The sequence below is a fragment of the Pseudonocardia sp. ZF1 genome (assembly GCF_056835605.1).
Genome location: NZ_JAJNBY010000001.1, coordinates 4,335,494 through 4,357,636, shown reverse-complemented (window position 1 = coordinate 4,357,636; position 22,143 = coordinate 4,335,494). Strand labels below are relative to the sequence as shown.

At 73.4% G+C, this 22,143-nt stretch carries 20 protein-coding genes; 15 read left to right on the top strand and 5 right to left on the bottom strand.

Going from position 1 to position 22,143, the window contains the following annotated elements; translation table 11 throughout:
- The first annotated feature begins 281 nt into the window (after positions 1–281).
- The 4 genes from ZF1_RS21000 to ZF1_RS20985 all read left to right on the top strand — a co-directional run bounded on the left by ZF1_RS21000 (position 282) and on the right by ZF1_RS20985 (position 4,208).
- The gene (locus ZF1_RS21000; RefSeq protein WP_476652337.1) at positions 282–1,589 is read left to right on the top strand and encodes a sugar transferase; all 1,308 of its coding nucleotides are present in this window, start codon (positions 282–284) and stop codon (positions 1,587–1,589) included.
- 67 nt (positions 1,590–1,656) lie between these two features.
- Positions 1,657–2,241 carry a DUF4232 domain-containing protein gene (locus ZF1_RS20995; RefSeq protein WP_482638143.1) on the top strand — a complete coding sequence of 195 codons (585 nt, stop codon included), beginning with the start codon at positions 1,657–1,659 and terminating at the stop codon, positions 2,239–2,241.
- A gap of 120 nt (positions 2,242–2,361) precedes the next feature.
- On the top strand, positions 2,362–2,925 hold the full coding sequence (gene rfbC / locus ZF1_RS20990; RefSeq protein WP_345644287.1) for a dTDP-4-dehydrorhamnose 3,5-epimerase: 564 nt from the start codon (positions 2,362–2,364) through the stop codon (positions 2,923–2,925).
- Positions 2,925–4,208 carry an NAD(P)H-dependent oxidoreductase gene (locus tag ZF1_RS20985; protein WP_482638142.1) on the top strand — a complete coding sequence of 428 codons (1,284 nt, stop codon included), beginning with the start codon at positions 2,925–2,927 and terminating at the stop codon, positions 4,206–4,208. Before rfbC ends, ZF1_RS20985 begins: the two co-directional genes overlap by 1 nt.
- Before the next feature lie 25 nt (positions 4,209–4,233).
- On the opposite strand, the gene ZF1_RS20980 is transcribed toward ZF1_RS20985, so the two are convergent.
- Entirely contained in the window at positions 4,234–5,733 is a 1,500-nt protein-coding gene (locus ZF1_RS20980) for a sugar transferase (protein ID WP_482638141.1), read from the bottom strand.
- 291 nt (positions 5,734–6,024) lie between these two features.
- Between ZF1_RS20980 and ZF1_RS20975 the strand changes: the two genes are divergently transcribed.
- The 4 genes from ZF1_RS20975 to ZF1_RS20960 all read left to right on the top strand — a co-directional run bounded on the left by ZF1_RS20975 (position 6,025) and on the right by ZF1_RS20960 (position 11,669).
- Positions 6,025–6,504: a hypothetical protein gene (locus tag ZF1_RS20975; RefSeq protein WP_482638140.1), complete on the top strand. Its 480-nt coding sequence runs from the start codon at positions 6,025–6,027 to the stop codon at positions 6,502–6,504.
- A 385-nt stretch (positions 6,505–6,889) separates the two neighbouring features.
- Positions 6,890–8,695, top strand: a complete 1,806-nt coding sequence (locus ZF1_RS20970; RefSeq protein WP_482638139.1) for a glycosyltransferase family 2 protein — start codon at positions 6,890–6,892, stop codon at positions 8,693–8,695.
- Positions 8,692–10,641, top strand: a complete 1,950-nt coding sequence (gene glxA / locus ZF1_RS20965; RefSeq protein WP_482638138.1) for a radical copper oxidase GlxA — start codon at positions 8,692–8,694, stop codon at positions 10,639–10,641. Before ZF1_RS20970 ends, glxA begins: the two co-directional genes overlap by 4 nt.
- A 14-nt stretch (positions 10,642–10,655) precedes the next feature.
- Positions 10,656–11,669, top strand: a complete 1,014-nt coding sequence (locus ZF1_RS20960; protein ID WP_482638137.1) for a glycoside hydrolase family 6 protein — start codon at positions 10,656–10,658, stop codon at positions 11,667–11,669.
- An 18-nt stretch (positions 11,670–11,687) separates the two neighbouring features.
- On the opposite strand, the gene ZF1_RS20955 is transcribed toward ZF1_RS20960, so the two are convergent.
- The 3 genes from ZF1_RS20955 to rfbD form a co-directional block, all read right to left on the bottom strand.
- A complete protein-coding gene (locus ZF1_RS20955; protein ID WP_482638136.1) occupies positions 11,688–13,040 on the bottom strand; it encodes an exopolysaccharide biosynthesis polyprenyl glycosylphosphotransferase in 1,353 nt (450 codons plus the stop codon).
- 583 nt (positions 13,041–13,623) lie between these two features.
- The gene (gene rfbA, locus ZF1_RS20950) at positions 13,624–14,511 is read right to left on the bottom strand and encodes a glucose-1-phosphate thymidylyltransferase RfbA (RefSeq protein ID WP_208819772.1); all 888 of its coding nucleotides are present in this window, start codon (positions 14,509–14,511) and stop codon (positions 13,624–13,626) included.
- A complete protein-coding gene (gene rfbD / locus ZF1_RS20945) occupies positions 14,508–15,350 on the bottom strand; it encodes a dTDP-4-dehydrorhamnose reductase (protein ID WP_357440814.1) in 843 nt (280 codons plus the stop codon). Before rfbD ends, rfbA begins: the two co-directional genes overlap by 4 nt.
- Positions 15,351–15,421: 71 nt before the next feature.
- Between rfbD and rfbB the strand changes: the two genes are divergently transcribed.
- A complete protein-coding gene (gene rfbB / locus ZF1_RS20940; RefSeq protein WP_482638135.1) occupies positions 15,422–16,384 on the top strand; it encodes a dTDP-glucose 4,6-dehydratase in 963 nt (320 codons plus the stop codon).
- A complete protein-coding gene (locus ZF1_RS20935; RefSeq protein WP_357440809.1) occupies positions 16,381–16,980 on the top strand; it encodes a dTDP-4-dehydrorhamnose 3,5-epimerase family protein in 600 nt (199 codons plus the stop codon). The genes rfbB and ZF1_RS20935 overlap by 4 nt, the downstream gene beginning before the upstream one ends.
- A gap of 4 nt (positions 16,981–16,984) precedes the next feature.
- On the opposite strand, the gene ZF1_RS20930 is transcribed toward ZF1_RS20935, so the two are convergent.
- Positions 16,985–17,653 carry a GPP34 family phosphoprotein gene (locus ZF1_RS20930; RefSeq protein ID WP_073575552.1) on the bottom strand — a complete coding sequence of 223 codons (669 nt, stop codon included), beginning with the start codon at positions 17,651–17,653 and terminating at the stop codon, positions 16,985–16,987.
- Positions 17,654–17,754: 101 nt separating this feature from the next.
- On the opposite strand from ZF1_RS20930, the gene ZF1_RS20925 reads away from it, so the two are divergent.
- The 5 genes from ZF1_RS20925 to ZF1_RS20905 all read left to right on the top strand — a co-directional run bounded on the left by ZF1_RS20925 (position 17,755) and on the right by ZF1_RS20905 (position 22,143).
- Complete coding sequence (locus ZF1_RS20925) at positions 17,755–19,104, top strand: UDP-glucose dehydrogenase family protein (protein ID WP_208622966.1); 1,350 nt, start codon at positions 17,755–17,757, stop codon at positions 19,102–19,104.
- A gap of 51 nt (positions 19,105–19,155) precedes the next feature.
- A complete protein-coding gene (locus ZF1_RS20920) occupies positions 19,156–20,586 on the top strand; it encodes a DUF2252 domain-containing protein (protein WP_251783882.1) in 1,431 nt (476 codons plus the stop codon).
- Between the two features lie 11 nt (positions 20,587–20,597).
- Positions 20,598–20,852: an aa3-type cytochrome oxidase subunit CtaJ gene (gene ctaJ / locus ZF1_RS20915; protein ID WP_062397046.1), complete on the top strand. Its 255-nt coding sequence runs from the start codon at positions 20,598–20,600 to the stop codon at positions 20,850–20,852.
- Entirely contained in the window at positions 20,839–21,318 is a 480-nt protein-coding gene (locus ZF1_RS20910) for a DUF5130 family protein (RefSeq protein WP_208819790.1), read from the top strand. Before ctaJ ends, ZF1_RS20910 begins: the two co-directional genes overlap by 14 nt.
- Before the next feature lie 153 nt (positions 21,319–21,471).
- Complete coding sequence (locus ZF1_RS20905) at positions 21,472–22,143, top strand: response regulator transcription factor (RefSeq protein WP_405415678.1); 672 nt, start codon at positions 21,472–21,474, stop codon at positions 22,141–22,143.

Below are 22,143 nucleotides of genomic sequence, written 5' to 3'. Positions count from 1 at the left end.
ACCGGCGTTACGCCGTTCAGCGGGATGCTTGGTCACACAACTCACCGTGAGCGAGATAATCAGGAGAGTTGTGAGCCGTCCGAGCGAAACGCAAAGGGTGTGGCCGACGACTTCCTCGACGCCAGATCACTCAGAGAAGTCGAGGTCGATCGCTCGTGAGCATCACCGAGAGGCCTGTCGACCCTAGCGTCGCGGCGCCGGAGGCGAACCCCGTGGAGCGCGAGATGCTCCGTCCGGCCCAGGTCGGTCGGCCGTCCGCAGTCGGCCGTATCCGTGCGTGGATGGTCGTCGGTCCCCTCGACGCCGTCTCGCTCCTGTCGCCGATCGTGTGGCACGGCGCGCAGGTGAAGGCGACGGTCGCGATGGCGGCCATCGCCTTGTATCTGCTGGTCGGTGGACGCCGTTACCGCGCCCGGCTGCACCTGAGCGTCCTCGACGAGCTGCCGGCGGTGCTCGGGAAGCTGCTGATCGCCACGGCGATCGTCGCGACCCTGATCGCCCCGCGCTACGACTCCGCCGACGTGGTGTCCACGTTCCTCCTGAACTCGGCCGTGGTGATCGGCCTCGTCGTCCTCGGCCGGATCACCGTGACGACGGTCATCCGGTGGTCGCGGGCGGTGGGCCGGACGCGGCACCGCACCGTGGTGGTCGGCGCGGGCAGCGTGGCGGCGGACCTGTGCCGTGTGCTCGGCGCCGAGCCCCGCTACGGCCTGGACGTCGTCGGGTTCGTCGACGACGGTGGGCGCGGTCCCGCCGGCTCGTGGGTGCCGCGCCTCGGTGACGTGGACGATCTGGAGCAGGTCGTCCGAGAACAGCGGATCAGCGTGGTGCTCGTCGCGGACGGCGACATCTCCGAGAGCCATCTGGTGGAGGCGGTGCGCCGGCCCGCATGCGTGTCGTGCGACCTGCTGGTGGTGCCGCGGCTGCACCACTTCCAGACCCGGACGGTGTTGCCCGACCACATCGGGTCGATCCCGATCATGCGGGTGCTGGCCCCGCCGGTCAACGGGCCCGGCCGGTGGATCAAGCGCGCCTTCGACATCGCGGTCGCCGCCGTCACGCTGGTGGTGCTGTCGCCGGTCCTGGCCCTGTGCGCGCTCGCGGTCCGGCTGGAGGGCGGTCCGGGTGTGATCTTCCGGCAGCCGCGGGTCGGCCGTAACGGACGCACCTTCGACTGCCTGAAGTTCCGCTCCATGCGCCCGGTCGACGACCGCGAGTCCGCGACGCAGTGGTCGATCGCGGCGGACGACCGGGTGGGGCCCGTCGGCAGGCTGCTGCGCCGCACCTCCCTCGACGAGCTCCCACAGCTGTGGAACATCCTGCGCGGTGACATGAGCCTGGTCGGGCCGCGACCCGAGCGACCGCACTTCGTGTCCCGGTTCTCGGGTGAGTACGACCGGTACGCCTACCGGCACCGTGTCGAGGTCGGGCTCACGGGGCTGGCCCAGGTGAACGGGTTGCGCGGGGACACCTCGATCTCCGACCGCGCCCGCTACGACAACTACTACATCGAGAACTGGTCGCTCTGGCTCGACTTCAAGATCATGGTGCGGACGTTCGCCGAGGTGCTCTTCGCCCGGGGTCGCTGACCCCCTGTCGGGTGGTCGTTCCTGTGCCACACAGCAGGATGCGGCGGGCCGGAGCACGGTGTCGCGCATGACGTCGCGCCGTATCACGCTCGCCGCCGGTCTTATCCTTCTGCTCTGCGCCGGCTGCGGCGGTGGCGGCAGCACGCCCGCCGCGCTGTCCACGGCGCCGGCCGCCGCGCCCACCACCACCACGTCCGCGCAGGCCGCGGGCCCGGATACGGGCCGGCCCGATGCCGCGCGCGTCGACCGCTGCACCTCGGCGTCGCTCCGGGCGAGCCTCGGCACCACCCTCGGCGACAACCAGAAAGACACGACGGTCGTCTGGCGCAACACCTCCGACGCGCCCTGCACGATGACCGGGTTCGGCGGCGTCGACCTGCGCGGCCCGGACGACCCGCAGTTCGGGCCGTCCTACTCGCTGCCCCGGGCGGGGGAGGAGCCCACCGCGGTCGTCGTCAAGCCGGGCGGGACCGCGCACACCGTGATCACCTGGCTGCCCGGGGACAGCTGGACGCCGACCGACATCGTCGTGACCGCGCCGGACGAGACGACGTCGACGACGCTGAAGTGGGACCAGGGCCCGGTCTCCCGTCAGGACGGCGCGACCCGCCCCGGCACCTACATCCACCCGGTGGCGCCCGGCTCCGTCTGACCCCGTCTCGGTCACCCCGTGCCGCGAGTGGCACACACCCCGTCACAGCCGGAGTCGTGTGCGCCACCCGCGCGGGGGTACCCGATAACGGTCGATCAGCTCTGGCCGATGATGCCGGGCGTGGAGATTCACCAGACCCCGCTCCCCGGATCGGCTCTCATCGACCTGAAGCGACTCGAGGACGACCGCGGCTTCTTCGCCCGTGCCTTCTGCGAGCAGGAGTTCCGCGACGCCGGGCTGGACCCGACGATCACCCAGTGCAACCTCTCGTACAACCACGAGGCGGGCACCCTGCGCGGCTTCCACTACCAGCTGGAGCCCAACGCCGAGGTCAAGGTCATCCGCTGCGTCCGCGGCGCGATCTTCGACGTGATCGTCGACCTGCGCCCGGACTCCGACACCTACCTGCAGTGGTTCGGTGCCGAGCTGTCCCAGGACAACTACCGGGCGATGTACGTGCCGCGGAACTTCGCGCACGCCTACCTCACCCTCACCCCCGACGCGACGACGATCTACCAGGTCTCGACGCCCTACACCCCGGGCGCCGAGCGCGGCCTGCGCTGGAACGACCCGGCCCTGGACGTCGAGTGGCCGCACGCGGTCGACCACGTCTCGGACAAGGACGCGAACTGGCCGCTGCTGGCCGACAACGCCGACTTCCCGTCGGTCACCGGAGCCCGCTGATGCTGATCCTCGACACCGCCCTCGCGAAGCGCGCCGCCGAGAACCGCCCGATCCGGGTCGGCCTGGTCGGCGCCGGGTTCATGGGCCGCGGCCTGGTCAACCAGATCGTGAACTCCACCCCCGGGATGGACGTCGTCGCGATCGCCAACCGCACCGTCGCCACCGCCGTGCGCGCCTACACCGAGGCCGGTCTGGAGCCGGTCGAGGTGTCGACGACCGCGCAGGTCGAGGCGATGGTCGCGAAGGGCGTCCCGGCCGTGCTCGGGGACGCGTTCGCGCTGCTCGCCGCGGAGAACATCGACGTGCTCGTCGACGTCACCGGCGCCGTCGAGTTCGGCGCCCGGGTCACCGTCGCCGCGATCGAGCGCGGGCTGCCCGTCGTCACGATGAACGCCGAGCTCGACGGCACCGTCGGCCCGCTGCTCGCGCACCGCGCCCGCGCCGCCGGGGTCGTCCTGACCGGTGCCGACGGCGACCAGCCCGGCGTCCAGGCCAACCTGCTGCGCTTCGTGCGCGGCATCGGGGTCACCCCGCTCGTCGCCGGCAACATCAAGGGCCTGCAGGACGAGTATCGCACCCCCACCACCCAGCAGGCGTTCGCGGAGAAGTGGGGGCAGGACCCCTACATGGTCACCAGCTTCGCCGACGGCACCAAGGTGTCGTTCGAGCAGGCGATCGTGGCCAACGCGTTCGGCTTCACCGTCGGCCAGCGCGGCATGTACGGCCGCGACCACGCCGGGCACGTCGACGAGCTGACGCAGACCTACGACGTCGACGAGCTGCGCGAGCTGGGCGGCGTCGTCGACTACGTGGTCGGCGCCAAGCCGGGCCCGGGCATCTACGTGCTCGGCACCCACGACGACCCGAAGCAGCGCCACTACCTGAACCTGTACAAGCTCGGCGAGGGCCCGCTGTACAGCTTCTACACCCCGTACCACCTGTGCCACTTCGAGGTCCCGAACACCATCGTGCGGGCCGTCGACTTCGCCGACGCCGCGCTGAGCCCACCCGCCGGGCAGCGGGTCGACGTCGTCGCCACCGCCAAGCAGGACCTGAAGGCAGGACACACGGTCGACGGGCTGGGCGGCTACGACACCTACGGCGTCGCCGAGTCCTCGCCGGTCACGCGCGCGGAGCGGCTGCTGCCGATGGGCGTGGCCGAGGGGTGCACGCTGGTGCGCGACGTCGCGAAGGACGCCGTGCTCACCTACGACGACGTCACCCTGCCCCCGGGCCGGCTCGTCGACGCGCTCCGCGAGGAGCAGGAGAAGCTGTTCGCCTGAGCGGCCCGCGGGCCGCGGCGCCGGGTCAGTAGGCGCCGCGGCTGCGGAGCACCGCGCCGACGGTCTTCCACAGAATCAGCAGGTCCAGTGCGGGGGTCCAGTTCTCGACGTAGCGCAGGTCGAGGCGGACCGACTCCTCCCAGGTCAGCGAGCTGCGTCCGCTGACCTGCCACAGGCCGGTCATGCCGGGCTTGACGAGCAGGCGGCGGCGCGCGTCGTCGCCGTAGGTGGCGACCTCGCGGGGCAGCGGCGGGCGCGGCCCGACCAGGCTCATCGACCCGCCGAGCACGTTGAGGAGCTGCGGCAGCTCGTCGAGCGAGTACTTCCGCAGGAACGCCCCCACCCGGGTGACGCGCGGGTCGCGACGCATCTTGAACAGCGGGCCGTCGCCGTGGTCGTTGGCCAGCGACGCCAGCCGCGCCTCGGCGTCGACGCACATCGACCGGAACTTCAGCATCCCGAAGGTGCGCCCGTGCGTGCCGACGCGCTCCTGGCGGAAGAACACCGGGCCGCCGTCGCCGAGCTTCACCGCGGCCGCCAGGACCAGGAACAACGGCCCCACCAGAAGCATCAGCAGCGCGGCGACCGCGCGGTCCGCGACGTACTTCACGATCTTCGACGCGCCGGAGAACCGCGGCTCGGACAGCCGCAGCAGCGGCATCCCGTCGACCGGCGTGATGTGCATGCGCGGCCCGGCGATCTCCATGAGGCCCGGGTCGACGGCGAGCTCGGTCTCGGAGCCCTCGAGGTCCCAGGCGAGGCGGTGCAGCCGCGTCGGGCCCCAGCCGGGCGAGCGGCAGATCGCGACGACCCGGTGCCCGCCGTCGCGGGCCAGACCGGTCACCGCGTCGAGGTCGCCCAGCACGGGGACGCCGTCGACGACGTAGCCGCCGCCGGTGCCGGTGCCGGTCGGGGTGCACACCCCGGTGACCCGCCAGCCGAAGTACGGGTCGCGACGGGTGCGGCGGATCAGGTCCGCCACGCACGCCTCCTCGCCGACCGCCAGCACCGGGGCCAGACCCCGGCCCCGGCCGCGCTGCACGTGCAGCATCTTGCGCAGCGCGAACCGCACCCCCAGCAGCGCCACGCCGGTGCCCGGGACGAGCAGGAAGACCCACTCCCGCGACGAGTCGACCATCAGCGCCAGACCGCCCAGGGCCAGCACGACGTCGGTGAGGACCACGGCCCGCCCGAGACGGACGAACTCCGCGGACCCGGTCCCCAGCACCCGGCCGTCCCAGGCCCGCGAGACCGGCAGGGCCACCGCCAGCAGGCCGGCGGCGATCAGACCCGAGCCGATGCGCGCCCGGTCGGCCGCCTCGAGGCCGGTCAGCCCGACCAGCACCGCGACCGCCGTCAGGAGCGCGACCGTCGCGAGGTCACCGAGGACCACGAGTGCGGTGAACCGGCGCTGCCACCGCGGGGTGCCGGGCAACGGGTCACGCCCGCCCCCGGCCGGTGTGGCGACCCGCGGGCTCGGGACGGTCCGCTCGGGCAGGCGGGAGACGTCGTGGTCGGTGCTCACAGGGCTACGTGCTCCTAGGGACGGGGAGAAGGGGCCACGGACCGCTGGGGTCGGCGTCGTCGCCCGCTCGGTGCCCGGAGTGCACCGTTCGCTGCTCCTGCATTCGACAGGCGGACGCCTACCGTTAGCGACCGCTCCCTCACCGGCGCGCAAGTTGCGCCGTTCGCCGTAATCCATGCGAAGGGTTGTCATCAGGAGTGACGATCGCGGCGTCTCATCAGAATTGAGTAACGCCGACGCCGCCGGATGCGACAGGTGATCGAACGATCATCCTGCGTGAGGAGGCAACGGGTGCCGTTGCGCCGCTTCGACCGGACGTCCTGGCCCGAGCACGGCCCGCACCGGGACCTGCTCGACCTGCTCGACGACGTCCACGTGCACCACGGCTGCCCGTCGGAGCGTGTGCTCGCGCGCCGGCTGCGGACCTCGACCGCGCGGGTCCGCGACGTCGTCCGCGGCCGTGCCCTGCCCGGCGACGCCGTCGGGATCCGGGACCTGGTCGCCGCACTCACCGCACCGGACCGGATCGACCCGGCGACGGCGGACCGGGCCGAGGCCCTCACGGTCGCGGCCCGCCGGGAACGCGACGGCGCCGGACCCTGGCCCGCCGGGCGCCGGACGGGCCGGCCGCTCTGGTCGCCACCGGGCGTCGCTCCGGCGGCCGGTCCCGCGACGACGGGCACCCGCCGGACCGCGGTCGCCGCGCTCCTGCTCGTGCTCACCGCGGCGGTCGCGACGGCCGTCGTGCTGTCCGGGCACCTGCCCTTCTGACCCCCCCCGGCCGGTCCCTCCCGTCATCAGAACTGGGGACCTCGGCGGAGTTCGCGATGGATCATCAGAATCGATGATCCGACACATCGCGTAACGATGAACTAGGCTGTTCGGCCCAGGGCCGTGCGGCCGAAAAGATCATCCACGGCGGGGTTTCCCCTGCTCACCGCATCTCTCGATCACGACACGATCACGGCGGGTCCCGGGCGGCCGGCGCGGACGGCCCAGTCCGGCCGCCACGCGTCGTAACAGGGTGTCGAGACGCGTCGATGGACGCTCCACACGGGAACGATCACGCCTCCAGGGGGCCGGCCGGGACACGCGCCGAGCCCTCCCTCCGGCGTGCCCATCGCACGTTCCCGACCGAGATCTGGGAGGTACGCCGGTGACCGCGAGCGTCGCGTCCGGCACCCCGCAGAACCGGGCGCCCGCCGTGGGGGCCCGGTCGCTGCACGACTTCAGCCGCATCTCCGGCGAGGTCACCGAGCCGCCGCCGGCAGGCGAGACGTACCGGGTGCGGTACCGCAACCTGCACGACGGTCAGGGCCGCCGCTGGGCGGGCACCCTGGCCATCATCGGCGCGAACGTCGCCTTCGAGGTGCTGTTCGTGGTCTGGCTGCTCCAGCCCTCCCACCATCCCGACGTCGACGAGCGCTGGTGGATCCAGGCCGCGAACGTCTTCGTCATCGGCTCCATCGCGCTGGTCGAGACGATGCGGCTGGTCAACGTGTTCTCGCTGTCGCTGGCCTCGGTGCTCGCCCGCGACCCGGTCCCGGTCCGGCCGGACCCGGCGCTGCGCGTCGCGTTCCTGACCACGATCGTCCCCGGCTCGGAGCCGATCGAGATGGTCCGCGCGACGCTGGAGGCCGCGCGGCGGATCCGGCACGAGGGCACCTTCGACGTCTGGCTGCTCGACGAGGGCGACGACCGCGAGGTCCGGCGGATGTGCGCCGAGATCGGTGTCCGGCACTTCTCCCGCAAGGGCGTCGCCGCCTACAACGAGCCGTCGGGCTTCTTCAAGGCGCGCACCAAGCACGGCAACTACAACGCCTGGGTGCACGCGGAGGGCCACCGCTACGACGTGTTCCTGTCCGTCGACCCCGACCACGTGCCGCTCGCGAACTACGCCGAGCGGATGCTCGGCTACTTCCGCGACCCCGACGTCGCGTTCGTCGTCGGGCCGCAGTGCTACGCCAACTGCGACAACTTCGTCACCACCGCCGCGGAGTCCCAGCAGTTCCCGTTCCACTCGCTGATCCAGCGGGCCGCGAACGCCTACGGCATCCCGATGCTCGTCGGCACCAACAACGCCGTGCGGATCGACGCGCTGCTCGCCGTCGGCGGGCTGCACGACTCGATCACCGAGGACATGGCGACCGGGCTGGCTCTGCACGCCCGGCGCAACCCGTGGACCGGGCAGCGCTGGCGCTCGGTGTACACACCGGACGTCGTCGCGGTGGGGGAGGGGCCGTCGTCCTGGACGGACTTCTTCTCCCAGCAGCTACGCTGGTCGCGCGGCACCTTCGTGATCCTGCAGGGCATCTTCCTGAAGCGGCTGCGCCGGCTGTCCCCGCCGCGGGCGCTGCACTACCTGCTGATCACCGCGTTCTACCCGTCGATGGCGATCGGCTGGATCCTCGGCGCCGTCAACGCCTCGCTCTACCTGGCGTCCGGGGTGTCGGGCATCGTCGTCCCGCCCGCGCTGTGGCTCGCGCTCTACGTCGACGCGACCGCGTTCCAGCTGTGGGTCTACATCCGCAACCGCCGCTACAACGTCAGCCCCTACGAGCACGAGAACTCGACCGGGCTGACGGGGATGGCGATGTCGGTGCTCTCCGCGCCGATCTACGCGTCCTCGCTGGTCGCGACGGTGCTCCGGCGCCCGGCGACGTTCGTCGTCACCCCGAAGGCGGAGGCGGCGAGCCCGGACCGCGTCGTCACCTTCGCCCGGCACCTGCGCTGGTCGGGGTTCCTGGCGGCGGCGATCGCGGCGTCGTTCGCGTTCGGCTACGCCAACCTCGACGTCCTCATGTGGCCGGCGCTCGCGCTGGTCGTCTCCCTGGTCCCGATGGCGATCTGGCTGGGTGGCCTGCTGCGCACCCGTGGCCGGATCGCGTCCGCGGCCGAGCTCGTCGAGCTCGTGCCCGTGATCCCCGAACCCCGTGACGAGAAGATCGGAGCCGTGGCGTGAGGCGCCTGCTCTCCCGGGCGGCGCGCGCCGTCCTCGGCCGCCGCAGGCTGATCGCGATGATCGGCGTGCCCACCGTGCTGCTGGCGGTGAACGCCCCGCCCGCGTTCGCCTGGATCGCCGAGGTGCGCCACGAGGCGTGGCTGCACAGCGCCGAGTACACCGCCGCGAACGGCCGCTGGGACGTCGTCGAGCTGCCCGCGGACGTCCGGATCAACGCCATCCACGCCGCGATGCTGCCGACCGGCAAGGTCCTGCTCGTCGCCGGCTCGGGCAACGACCAGAAGCAGTTCGACGCCGGCACCTTCCGCACCCTGGTCTACGACCCGGCCACCGGCGACGCGACGGAGATCGACACCCCGTCGGACCTGTTCTGCGGCGGCCACACCTTCCTGCCCGACGGGAAGCTCCTCGTCGCCGGCGGCACCCAGCGCTACGAGGTCCTCGACGGCTTCGTCACCCGCGCCGCCGGCGCGATGCGGATCCGCAACGAGAACCCCGACCGCGAGCTGCACCTGGACTCCGGCACCGTGTTCCGCGACCCCGACGGACGCGACTACACCCTCACCAGTCCGGCCCACGTCATGGCCGCGACCAAGACCGGCGAGGGCGACGGGACCGTCGTCACCGCCAGCGAGACCATCGGCTTCGTCGAGTCCACCGAGGAGGGCGCCGCCGGGGTCACCGACCGGCCCGCCCAGTACGCGATCCCGTCGCTGGACCCCGCGGACGCCGCGGACGTCTACGGCATGGGCGACCGGATGACCCTGGACAAGCAGGACTTCCAGGGCATCGCCGACTCCTACGAGTTCGACCCGTTCGCCGAGAAGTACGTGCGCGTCGGGGACATGACCCAGAAGCGCTGGTACCCCACGCTCACCGGGCTGCCCGACGGCCGGGTGCTCGCGATCTCCGGTCTCGACGGCACCGGGCAGATCCTGCCCGGCCAGAACGAGGTCTACGACCCGGCGACGAAGCGCTGGACCGACCGGCCCGACCTGTTCCGCTACTTCCCGACCTACCCGGCGATCTTCCAGACCCGGCAGGAGGGACGGCTGTTCTACTCCGGCTCCAACGCCGGCTACGGCCCGGCCGACGCCGGACGCGTCCCCGGGTTCTGGAACCTGGCGGACAACTCGTTCGCCCCCGTCCCGGGGCTGCGCGAGCCGGAGCTGATGGAGACCTCCGGGTCGTCCTGGGCCGGGCCGGTGCAGGACCAGCGGATGGTCGTCGTCGGAGGCGGCGGGGTCGGGGAGTCCCCGGTGTCCTCGGCGCGGATCGACACCATCGACCTGCGCGCCCCGGCGCCCGCGTTCACCCCCGGCCCGGACCTGCGCACCCCCACCCGCTACCCGAGCGTCGTGCAGCTGCCCACCGACGACCTGCTGATCACCGGCGGCTCCGCGGACTACCGCGGCAAGGGCGCGAGCGACATCCTGCAGGCCAACCTGTACCACCCGGGCACGAACACGCTCTCCGCCGTCGCCGACCCCGCGGTCGGGCGCGACTACCACGCCGAGGCGCTGCTGCTGCCCAACGGCCAGGTGCTCACCGCGGGCGGGAACTCCCTGTTCAAGAACGTGGACAACACCAAGCCCGCCCCGTTCGAGCAGCGGCTGGAGATCTACACCCCGCCGTACCTGTTCCACGGCCCGCAGCCGGTGATCGCGGCGGCCCCGCAAGAGGCCGGTCTCGGCACCACCATGACCGTGACCAGCCCGGACGCGGCCCGGGTCACCCAGGCCCGGCTGATCCGGCCCAGCGCCGTCACCCACGCGACCGACGTCGACCAGCGCTCGGTGCGTCTCGACATCGCCCGCGGCCCGGACGGCTCGCTCCGCCTCGCCGTACCCGCCGAGCCGACCCTGGTGCCGCCCGGCTGGTACATGCTCTTCCTCGTCGACGACGCCGGGGTGCCGTCCGTGGCGTCATGGGTGCACCTCAGGTGACACACTCCAGCATCGTGCGCTCGCTGCTGGCAGTCTCCTCCGGTGCCCTGGCCGCCGCCCTGACGCTCGTCTCGTGCGGTGCGGGCGCGCCCACCGCGCCCGCACCGGGCGACCCGGCGTCCGCCCCGCCGAGCGCGACAGGGCTGTTCGTGGACCCGCGCAGCGCCGCGGCCGACCAGGTCGTCCGGTGGCGCGACGAGGGCCGCGACGCCGACGCCGACCAGATCGAGAAGATCGCCTCGCAGCCGTTCCCGCACTGGGTGAGCGGCGACGTCGCCGCGGCCCAGGCCGACACGAAGGACTACGTCGACCGGGCCACCGCGGCGGGTGCGCGCCCGCTGCTGGTCGCCTACAACATCCCGCACCGCGACTGCGGCAGCTTCTCCGGCGGTGGCGCCCCGGACGGCGGCTACTACCGAAACTGGGTCACCGAGATCGTCCGCGGGCTGGGCGGCACGACGGCCACGGTCGTCCTGGAGCCCGACGCGGTGCCGCACGAGCTGTCCGGCTGCGTCGACGGCGACCTGCGCGACGAGCGCTACCAGCTGCTGTCCGAGGCGGTCGCGGCGTTCAAGACCGCGGGTGCCCGGGTCTACGTCGACGCGGGCAACCCCGGCTTCATCAGCGACGTCGACGCCCTCGCCGGCGCGCTGGAGCGCTCCGGGGTCCGGGCCGCCGACGGGTTCGCCCTCAACGTCGCGAACTTCTACCCCACCCCCGAGGTCGTCGCGTTCGGGCGGCAGCTCTCCGACCGCCTCGGCGGGGCGCACTTCGTCGTCGACACCAGCCGCAACGGCCGGGGGGTCGCCGACGAGGCGTCGCTGGGCGGGGTGCCCGCGTTCTGCAACCCGCCCGGTCGCGGGCTCGGGGCGGACCCGACCACCGAGACCGGCGACGACCGCGTCGACGCACTGCTGTGGGTCAAGCGCCCCGGCGAGTCCGACGGGGCCTGCCGTCCGGGGGAGCCGGCCGCCGGGCAGTGGTACCCCGAGTACGCCCTCGGGCTCGCGCAGCGCCAGGCCGGCTGACCCGCCCGGCGCGGCCGCTCAGTGCCGGCCGCGCCGGACCAGCTCCCGCGCCGTGCGCACGACGATCTGCGCGTCGAGCCAGAGCGACCAGTTCGCGATGTAGTAGTTGTCGTGCCGGACCCGGTCGGCGATCGAGGTGTCGCCGCGCAGCCCGGAGATCTGGGCGAGCCCGGTGAGCCCGACCGGGACGCGGTGGCGGGCGGTGTAGCGCTCGTGCTCGGCGGAGAAGCGTTCGACGAACGACGGCCGCTCCGGGCGCGGCCCGACCAGGCTCATGTCCCCGCGCAGGATGTTCCAGAGCTGGGGCAGCTCGTCGAGCGAGGTGCGGCGGATGAGCCTGCCGACCGGGCCGACCCGGGAGTCGCCCGCGATGGACCACCGGGTCTGCTGCTCGCGCTCGTCGGCCGGGCGCATGCTGCGGAACTTCAGGACGGTGAAGGGCCGGTTGTCCAGGCCGATGCGTTCCTGACGGAAGATGACCGGCCGCCCGCTCTCGACGAGCACGGCGAGGGCGACCGCGACCAGCAGCGGTGAGGCCAGCGCCAGGGCCAGCGCGGACACCACGACGTCGCCCAGGCGCTTGAGCCGCCAGGACAGCCGGTTCCTCGGGTCCGCGGGCAGCCGCAGCAGCGGGATGCTGCGCAGCCGTTCGACGCCGGAGTGGTCGTGCACCAGCTCCGAGAGCCACGGCAGCAGCAGGACGCCGAGCCCGTCGCGGCGGGCCTCGATCGCAGCGTCGAGGACGGCGGCGTCGTCGACGCCGTGGCAGGCGAACACGACGACGCGCACCCGGTGCCGGGCGGCGGCGTCCCGGATCCGCGCGGACAGCGCCGCCCGCTCGCGCGCCACCAGGAGGTCGAGGTCCTCGGAGAGGACGTGGCCGAGTGGGCGCAGGCCGTACTCGGGGTGGGCGCGCATGGTCTCGTCGAGCTCCACCGCCCGCGATCCGGTGCCGACGATCAGCGTGGGCTCGCCGACGGCCCACCGGACCCGCAGCAGCCGGGCGGCGAACAGCACCGCGGCGCGCAGGGTCAGGGCGACGAGGGTGGCCAGCAACACGACCTCGACCGGCCCGGCGACGTCGATGCGGGTGTCCAGGTTCTGCTGCAGGGCCATCGCCCCGGCCAGCACGAGCCCCATCGTCACGACGAGGGCGGCCAGCTCGCGGGGCAGGTCGTCGAACCAGGACAGACGCAGCCGGGAGCGGTGCAGACGCGCCGCCGAGCGCACCGCGAGCAGCAGCGCGGAGGCGGCGACGACGCCGTCGTGCCCGGTCGGCGCGACCACGACCGCGGCGGTCCCGACGGCGACGACGTCGGTCAGCACCAGCACCGTCCGGACGAGGCTGACCCGGGCGGCCAGCCTGCGCACCGGCGCGGGGGCGGAGGAGGTGTCGGCCCGGGCGGGTGGTCCGACCGGGCCGGGGCCCCGGGGCGTGACCGGCCGCCGGAGCAGGGGCCGGTGATGGGTACGGGGTGTGGCGCGTGCGGGGCGACGGGCCTGCGTCGGTCCGGCGCTCACAGTCGGCCGGCCGCGCGGAAGGTGTACTGCGACAAGAAGATCCACATGATGCGCCGCCCGTTCGTGCGACGGAGCGTTGCGGTGGATGGTGCGAGCGATGTCACGATGAGTAACCACCAATCGCGAGGCGCGGGCCGGAACGGCGCACGGCATTAACCCATTCAGAGGTATTGCCTGAGAACTGGCCGCACACGTGGCGAGGTCGTCGTGCACGCTACGTGCGTTACAGCAGCGAACGTGGGATTCGCATCACTCGTTTGCCCTGGTTGTCTTCTCAAGAAGACGAGCGCTGCGTGACGACAAGTGCCACAACGGAACCCGGGTCGATGCCGTCGATCGACCACGGAGAGTCAGGACCCGGACACGCCGTCGGTGGTGACCACGAGGCCCGCCGTCGCTGTCACCGCGGCGAGGACGGCGGCGCCGTACCGGGCTACGACCTGAACTGATCCGCGACGGCCATGACGTACTCGCCGTAGCCCGAGCCCGCCTGCTGCGCCCCGAGGGCGTGGCAGGCGGCGGCGTCGATGAAGCCCATCCGCAGGGCGACCTCCTCGACGCAGGCGATACGGATGCCCTGGCGGTTCTCCAGGACGCGGACGTACTGGCCGGCCTCCATCAGGGACTCGTGGGTGCCGGTGTCGAGCCAGGCGAAGCCGCGTCCGAGGTCCTGCAGGCGGGCGCGGCCCTGTTCGAGGTAGGCGCGGTTGACGTCGGTGATCTCGAGCTCGCCGCGGGCCGAGGGGGTGATGCGCGCGGCGATGTCGACGACGCGGTCGTCGTAGAAGTAGAGACCGGTGATGGCGCGGTCCGAGCGGGGGTGCTCGGGCTTCTCCTCGATCGAGAGCAGGGTGCCGTCGGGGGCGGCCTCGCCCACGCCGTAGCGCCGCGGGTCGCGCACCGGGTAGCCGAACAGCACGCAGCCCGCGTCGCCGGAGGCGACCTCGGCGGCGCGGCGGCGCAGCAGGTCGCCGAACCCGGCGCCGTGGAAGATGTTGTCGCCCAGCACGAGCGCCGACGGCCCGCCGCGGACGTGGTCGGCGCCGATGACGAACGCCTCGGCCAGGCCGTTGGGGTGCTCCTGGGCGGCGTAGGTGATCTGCAGGCCGAGCCGGCCGCCGTCGCCGAGCAGGCGCTGGAACCCGGGCAGGTCGTGCGGGGTGGAGATGAGCAGGATCTCCCGGATCCCGGCCAGCATCAGCGTGGTCAGCGGGTGGTAGATCATCGGCTTGTCGTAGACCGGCAGCAGCTGCTTGGACACCGCCGCGGTCAGCGGGAACAGCCGGCTGCCGGTGCCACCGGCCAGGATGACGCCCTTCACCGGACGGTCCCGAGGTGGGCGCCGAGCCCGTCGCGCCACGGCGGCATCGTCACCCCGGCGCGGGTCGCGCGGGACAGGTCGAGCACCGAGTTCGCCGGCCGGCGTGCCAGGTGCGGCCTGTCCGCGCCGTACTCGGCGGTCGACACCGGGCGGACGTCGCCGGGGTCGCGGCCGCAGCGGGCGAACACCTCCCGGGCCAGTCCGTGCCAGCTGACCGGCTCGCCGTCGCCGGTCACGTGGAACGTGCCGTGCCGCCCGGACCCGGCCAGCACGAGCAGCGCCGCGGCCAGGTCGGGGGCGAACGTCGGCCGCCCCACCTGGTCGTCGACGACGGCGGGACAGACCCCGTCGCGGGCCAGCCGCACCATGGTGGCGACGAAGTTGCCGCCGTCGCCGACGACCCAGCTGGTCCGCACGATCACGTGCCGCTCCGGCAGCGCCGCCCGCACCGCCAGCTCCCCGGCTGCCTTCGACGCGCCGTACACCCCGAGCGGGGACGGCGGGGCGTCCTCGGGCACCGGGCCGGGCGCGGTGCCGTCGAAGACGTACTCGGTGGAGACGTGGACCAGCAGGCAACCGTGCTCGCGGGCCGCCGCGGCCAGGTGCGCGGGGCCCGCCGCGTTCGCCCGCCACGCCGCGCCCGGTTCGGTCTCCGCACGGTCGACGGCGGTGTAGGCGGCCGCGTTGACCAGCACGTCGACGCCGGTGAAGTCGTACGCGGCGACGGCGTCGGCGTCGCCGATGTCCAGCGCCGCACGGTCGAGTGCCACCGCGCCGGGCAGTGCGGCGACCAGCGCCCGCCCGAGCTGCCCGTTCGCCCCCAGCACGCACGCGCGCACGCGCCCACCTCCCGATCGTCGGGGCCGACTCTGACACGCTGGCGGGGCCGGAGAGTGAGCGGGGAGGGCACGTGCGCATCGTGGTGACCGGCGGGGCCGGGTTCATCGGGTCCTGTTTCGTCCGGGAGGTGCTGGGCGGGGAGCACCCCGAGCTGGCCGGGGCCGGGGTGACCGTGCTCGACGCGTTCACCTACGCCGGCCGGACCGAGAACCTCGCGCCCGTCGCCGACGACCCGCGGCTGACGGTCGAGCGCGGCGACATCCGTGACCCCGGGCGCGTGGCCGAGGTGCTCGACGGCGGTGCCGACCTGCTCGTGCACTTCGCCGCCGAGACCCACGTGGACCGCTCCATCACCGGCGCCGCGGACTTCGTGACGACCAACGTCGTCGGCACCCAGGTCCTGCTGCAGGCCGCGCTGGACGCGGGCGTCGGCCGGTTCGTGCACGTCTCCACCGACGAGGTGTACGGCTCGATCGCGTCGGGCTCGTGGCCCGAGACCCACCCGCTGGAGCCGAACTCGCCCTACAGCGCGGCGAAGGCGGGCAGCGACCTGCTGGCGCGCAGCTACCACCGCACCCACGACCTCGACGTGGTGGTCACGCGCTGCTCGAACAACTACGGGCCGTACCAGTTCCCGGAGAAGGTGGTCCCGCTGTTCACCACCCGGCTGCTCGACGGCGGCACCGTCCCGCTCTACGGCGACGGTCTCAACGTCCGTGACTGGCTGCACGTCTCCGACCACTGCCGCGGGATCGCCCTGGCCGCCACGGCGGGCCGCGCCGGGGAGGTCTACAACATCGGCGGCGGCACCGAGCTGACCAACCTGGACCTGACCCGCGCGCTGCTCGCCGCCGTCGGCGTGGGGGAGGACCGCATCGAGCGGGTCGCCGACCGCAAGGGGCACGACCGCCGCTACTCCGTGGACTGGTCGAAGATCCGCGACGAGCTCGGCTACGCCCCCCGGGTGCCCTTCGACGAGGGCCTGGCCGCCACCGTGGCCTGGTACCGCGACCACCGGAGCTGGTGGGCGTGAAGGCGACCCCGCTGTCGATCGAGGGCGCCTGGCTGTTCGAGCCGACCACCTTCGCCGACCACCGCGGCTCGTTCACCGCGCCCTTCCAGGGGCCGGGGTTCCGCGACGCGCTCGGGTTCGACCTGACCGTCGCCCAGACCAACCAGTCGGTGTCGGCGCGCGGGGTCGTGCGCGGCGTGCACTACGCCGACGTGCCGCCCGGGCAGGCCAAGTACCTGTACGTGGCCGCCGGCGCCGTCCGCGACGTCGTGGTGGACCTGCGGGTCGGGTCGCCGACGTTCGGGCGGGCCGAGGCCGTCGACCTCGACGCCGCCTCGATGCGGGCGGTCTACCTGTCCGAGGGGCTCGGGCACGCCTTCCAGGCGCTCGCCGACACCACCGTCGTCGGGTACCTGTGCTCGACGTCGTACACCCCGGCGGCCGAGCACGGGATCAGCCCGCTGGACCCGGCCCTCGCGCTGCCCTGGGCCGAGGGGGTCGAGCCGGTGCTGTCCGACAAGGACCGCGGCGCGCCGACCCTGGACGAGGCCCTCGCCGCGGGCGCCCTGCCGACCTGGGAGAGCTGCCGCGCCCGCCTGGCGGAGCTGCGCGGGTAGCGGCTCAGTTCCCGGCCCACCCGGACCGCACCGCGAAGTAGGCCCGGACGAACGGGTCCCGCGCCGCCCCTTCCGCGACGAGCGCCGCGCGGTGCTGCGCGACCCCGCGCGTCTCCGCGTCGATCTCCGGCGGCAGGACGTCACCGGCGAGGTCGGTGAGCCCCAGCAGCGCGAGCAGCAGGCCGTCGTGCCCGCCCGGCGCCGTCTCGGTGACAAGCAGCGACGCCAGCCGGGTGCGCAGCGCCCGGGCCGGCTCCGGGTCCTGCTCGGTGAGCAGCACCCGGCGGAACAGCCCGAACCGGCGGTACTCCTGCGCGGCGAGGACCCCGTCGGCGACCAGCTGCCCCACGGCGCCGCCCGCCGAGCCCGCGGGGGTCCGCGCGAGGTGTGCCGCGGTGGCGGCGACGGCGTGCGAGCCGGTGTCGGTGCCGTCCCGGGTCACCGCGGCCAGCGCCGCGGCCAGCGCGGGGTGGTCGGGCTCCCCGCCCGACGGCGTCACGGTGTCGCCGCCGTCGGGGCCGTCCCCGCCGTCGAGGTGCAGTGCACCGGCGTCGACCAGGTCGCGCACCAGCGCGACGGGCAGGACCCGCCCGTCGAACCGGTCACCGATCCGACCGGTCGAGCGGTCGAGCCCCAGCAGGAGCAGTTCCTCGGCCAGCAGCAGGGTCCGCACGGCCGAGGACGTTAGTGCCGGCGCGACACCTCGGCGTCACCGGGACGCACACTGCCCGACGTCTGCGACGGCCCGTCCGGGGCGGCAGCTAACCTCCGGCCATGTCGGAGAACACCACCCCGCTGAAGCTGTCGGTCATCGGGTGCGGCTACCTCGGAGCCGTGCACGCGGCCTCGATGGCGGAGCTGGGCCACGAGGTCGTCGGTATCGAGGTCGACGTCGCGAAGGCGGAGTCGCTGGCCGCGGGCCGGGTCCCGTTCTTCGAGCCGGGCTTCGAGGAGCTGCTGCGCCGGTCGCTGGACTCGGGGCGGCTGTCGTTCTCCTCGGACATGGCCGACGCCCGGGGCGCCGCGGTGCACTTCGTGTGCGTCGGCACCCCGCAGCGGCGCGGCGAGTACGCCGCGGACCTGACCTACGTCGAGGCGGCGACGGCGTCGCTGATCGAGGTGCTGGGGCCCGGCGAGCTGGTCGTCGGCAAGTCCACGGTGCCGGTGGGCACGGCCGCCCGGCTGGCCGAGCAGGTCGCCGCCCGCGTGCCGGGTGCCGCGCTGGCGTGGAACCCCGAGTTCCTGCGCGAGGGCTACGCGGTGCAGGACACCCTGCACCCGGACCGGCTCGTCTACGGCGTCCCGTCGCTGTCCGGCGCGGACACCGCGGTGGACGCGGAGAAGGTCCTGGACACCGTCTACGCGCGGATCGTCGCCGACGGCACGCCGAAGGTCGTCACCGACTACGCCACCGCGGAGATGGTCAAGACCGCCGCGAACTCCTTCCTCGCCACCAAGATCTCCTTCATCAACGCGATGGCCGAGCTGTGCGAGGCCACCGGCGCCGACGTGAAGCAGCTCGCCGACGCGATCGGCCACGACGACCGGATCGGCCGCAAGTTCCTCAACGCCGGGCTCGGCTTCGGCGGCGGCTGCCTGCCCAAGGACATCCGGGCGTTCATGGCTCGCGCCGGCGAGCTGGGCGCCGATCAGGCGCTGACCTTCCTGCGCGAGGTCGACAACATCAACATGCGGCGCCGGATCCGGATGGTGGAGCTCGCCCGCCAGGTGTGCGACGACTCCCTGCTCGGCAAGCGGATCGCGGTGCTGGGCGCGGCGTTCAAGCCCGACTCCGACGACATCCGCGACTCCCCGGCGCTGAACGTGGCCGCGCAGCTGCAGCTGCAGGGCGCGAACGTCCGGGTGACCGACCCGCAGGCGCTGCCCAACGTGCGGCGGCACTGGTCGCAGCTGGACTGCGTCGACACCCCGGAGGAGGCCGCCGAGGGCGCCGACGCCGTCCTGCTGCTGACCGAGTGGAAGCAGTACCGCGAGCTCGACCCGGGCTCGTTCGGGAAGGTCGTGAAGACCCGCCGGGTGCTCGACGGCCGCAACGCCCTGGACCGCGAGGCGTGGGAGTCCGCGGGCTGGACCTACCGCGCGCTGGGCAGGCGCAACGTCTGAGGCCGGCCCGCCGCGCGGGCTCCGGGGCCCGCTGTGCGGTAGAACGCAGGCGTGACCTCGCACCCCGTCCTCGCCGGATCGGACCGCGCGGCGTTCGGCTCGCTGCAGCGCGCCTCCACGCCCCGCGCCGAGCGCTACCGCATCGGCAAGGGGCTGCGGAAGGTCGCGCCCCGGTCCGGGCTCGCCGAGTGGTCCGCGCAGCTGCGCCGGGCCGACCCGGTCGACGTCGTCGAGGCACAGAACGCCGGGCGTGTGCACGAGCTCGTCCCGCTGCGGATCCAGCGGATGACCGCATCCCCGCACGCGTTCCTGCGCGGCGCCGCCGCCCTGCACGCCGCGGACTTCGCGGTGCTGCCCGAGACCGGCGTGCACCCCGTCATCTGCGGCGACGCCCACTTGGGCAACTTCGGCTTCTACGCCTCGCCCGAGCGTGACCTGGTCTTCGACCTCAACGACTTCGACGAGGCCCACCCCGGCGCCTGGGAGTGGGACCTGCGACGCCTGGTGTCCTCCACCTGGGTGGCCGGCCGGGACTCCGGCGCGACCGAGGAGCAGTGCGGCGAGGCCGTAGCCCGCTGCGTGACCTCCTACGCCGAGCACCTGCGCCACCTCGCCGACGAGCCGCTGCTCGCCCGCTCGTTCGACATCATGGACATCGACACCCTGCGCTCGGACGCCGACCACAAGACCTCGCGCCGGGTCATCGACAAGGCCGCCGAACGGGCGCGCCGGCGCACCAGCGACCGCGCGCTGCCCCGGTTCGTGACCGAGGAGGGCGGGGCGCGGCGGATCGTCACCGAGCCGCCGCTGATCACCCACCCCGACGACGAGCACACCGCGCGCATCCTGGCCGCCCTCGACGAGTACCTCGCGACGCTGCCGCCGCACTGGAGCCGGATCCTCGGCGGGTACCACGCCGTCGACGTCGCCCACAAGGTCGTCGGGGTCGGCTCGGTCGGGCTGCGCGCCTACCTCGTGCTCTGCGAGGGCTCCAGCCCCGACGACGTGCTGTTCCTGCAGCTCAAGCAGGCGCGCCGGTCGGTCGTCGCGCCGTTCGTGCACGGCGGCGAGGCCTGGCACGCCCACCAGGGCCAGCGGGTCGTGGAGTACCAGCAGGCCCTGCAGACCGTCTCCGACCCGCTCCTGGGCTGGACGACGATCAACGGCCGCCAGTACTACGTCCGCCAGTTCCGTGACATGAAGGGCGCGATCGTCCCGGACACCCTCGACGCCCCCGCGCTGGCCGACTACGCCGACGTCTGCGGCAGACTGCTCGCCAAGGGGCACGCCCGCACCTCGGGGGCGTCGATGATCGCCGGCTACCTGGGGAAGGGCGGGAAGGTGGCCGCGGCGCTCGCGACGTTCGCCAGGGCCTACGCCGACCAGACCGAAGCCGATCATGACGCGCTGGTCCGCGCGGTGCGGTCCGGGCGGCTGTCGGATCGGACACCTGAGCAGGTGCCGGGCACGGCGATCGGCTAGGTTCTGGCCCCGTGACCGTCGTCGAAACCCTGCTGGTCTTCGTGGTCGCGCCGGCTGTCCTGTACTTCGCGATCTGGGGCTGGATCGCGGTGCGGAACCGGAGCAACCGCCCCCGCTACAACGCGGGTGACCCCTGGCCGTACGAGCCGCTGTTCTGGATCGCCGAGCCGTCCGCCGCGGGGCACCACGCCGCGCACGCCGGACACGGCGACACCGCCCCGTCCGAGGGCGGCGACACCCGAGGAGGTACCGGTGGCAAGTGGTGACCTCGCCGTCTTCACCGGCAACGAGGAGGACCTGCCCGAGGGGTCGGTCGTCACGAACTCCGGTCGCCTGTCGGTGGCCGAGAACTTCGTCGAGCCGTCCGCGGCCGCGCACCCGTTCACCCCGGTGCAGCTGACCCGTCTGGACGAGGCCCTGTACCTGGCCAGCCGCGAGACCGGCCTGCGGTTCGCGCTGTACCTGGGCGACCTGGGTGCCGACGCGCGGGCCACCGCGGTCGACCTGCACGGACGCGTCGACGACCACGAGGACGCGGTGCTCGTCGCCGTGAGCCCCGAGCAGCGGCTGCTGGAGATCGTGACCGGCGCCGACGCGAAGGTCCGGCTCCCGGACCGCGGCGCCAAGCTCGCTCTCATGAGCATGGTCGCCTCCTTCAAGGAGGGGGATCTGTTCGGCGGAATCCTGTCCGGACTGAGGATGCTGGCGGACCAGGCCGGCAGCCGACCCTGAGCTGGGGTTTCCCCACCCGGTGGACACCACCGGCGGACACCCGGGCGCGTCCGTGGACACCACGGCGCCCGCGTGTCCGCCACTCGCGGGCCACCACGGTCGGCCCAACGGCTCTAAGGTGTCCCCCATGGTGTGCAGCGGGAGGACGGAGCTGTGACCGGGCCCACCGGCAGTCCGATCCTGATCGTCGACGACCACGAGCTGGTCGGGTCCGCCCTCGCCCTCAACCTGCGCGCCGAGGGCGAGGACGCGACCTTCCAGCCGGTCCGCTCCGCCGCGGCGGTGCTGGAGCACGCCCGGCGCGTCACACCCGGGCTGATCGTGCTCGACCTCGACCTGGGGCGTGACCCGGAGGGCAACCGCATCGACGGGGTGCGGCTCGTCGGCCCGCTCTGCGAGGCGGGCTGGCGGGTGGTGGTGCTGTCCGGCAGCTCCGACGCCGGCCGGGTCGGCGCCGCCCTGGACGCGGGTGGGTTCGTGTTCGTCCCCAAGAACGCGCCGTTCCCGGCGCTGCTCAGCGCCATCCGTGAGGCCCACGCGGGGCGCTCGATCATGCCGCCGGGCCGCCGCGAGCAGTTGATCCGGCTGCACCGCGACCGGGAGCACGAGCGTCGCGACCTGCACGAGAAGCTGGGCAGGCTGACCCAGCGCGAGCGCGAGGTCCTCGCCCTGCTGGCGGGCGGCAAGCGTGCACAGTCGGTGGCCGACCACTTCGTCGTCTCCCTGGCGACGGTCCGGACGCAGATCCGCGCGGTGCTGACCAAGCTGGAGGTCGGTTCCCAGCTGGAGGCCGTCGCCCTCTACCGCAAGGCCGCGGGTATCTGA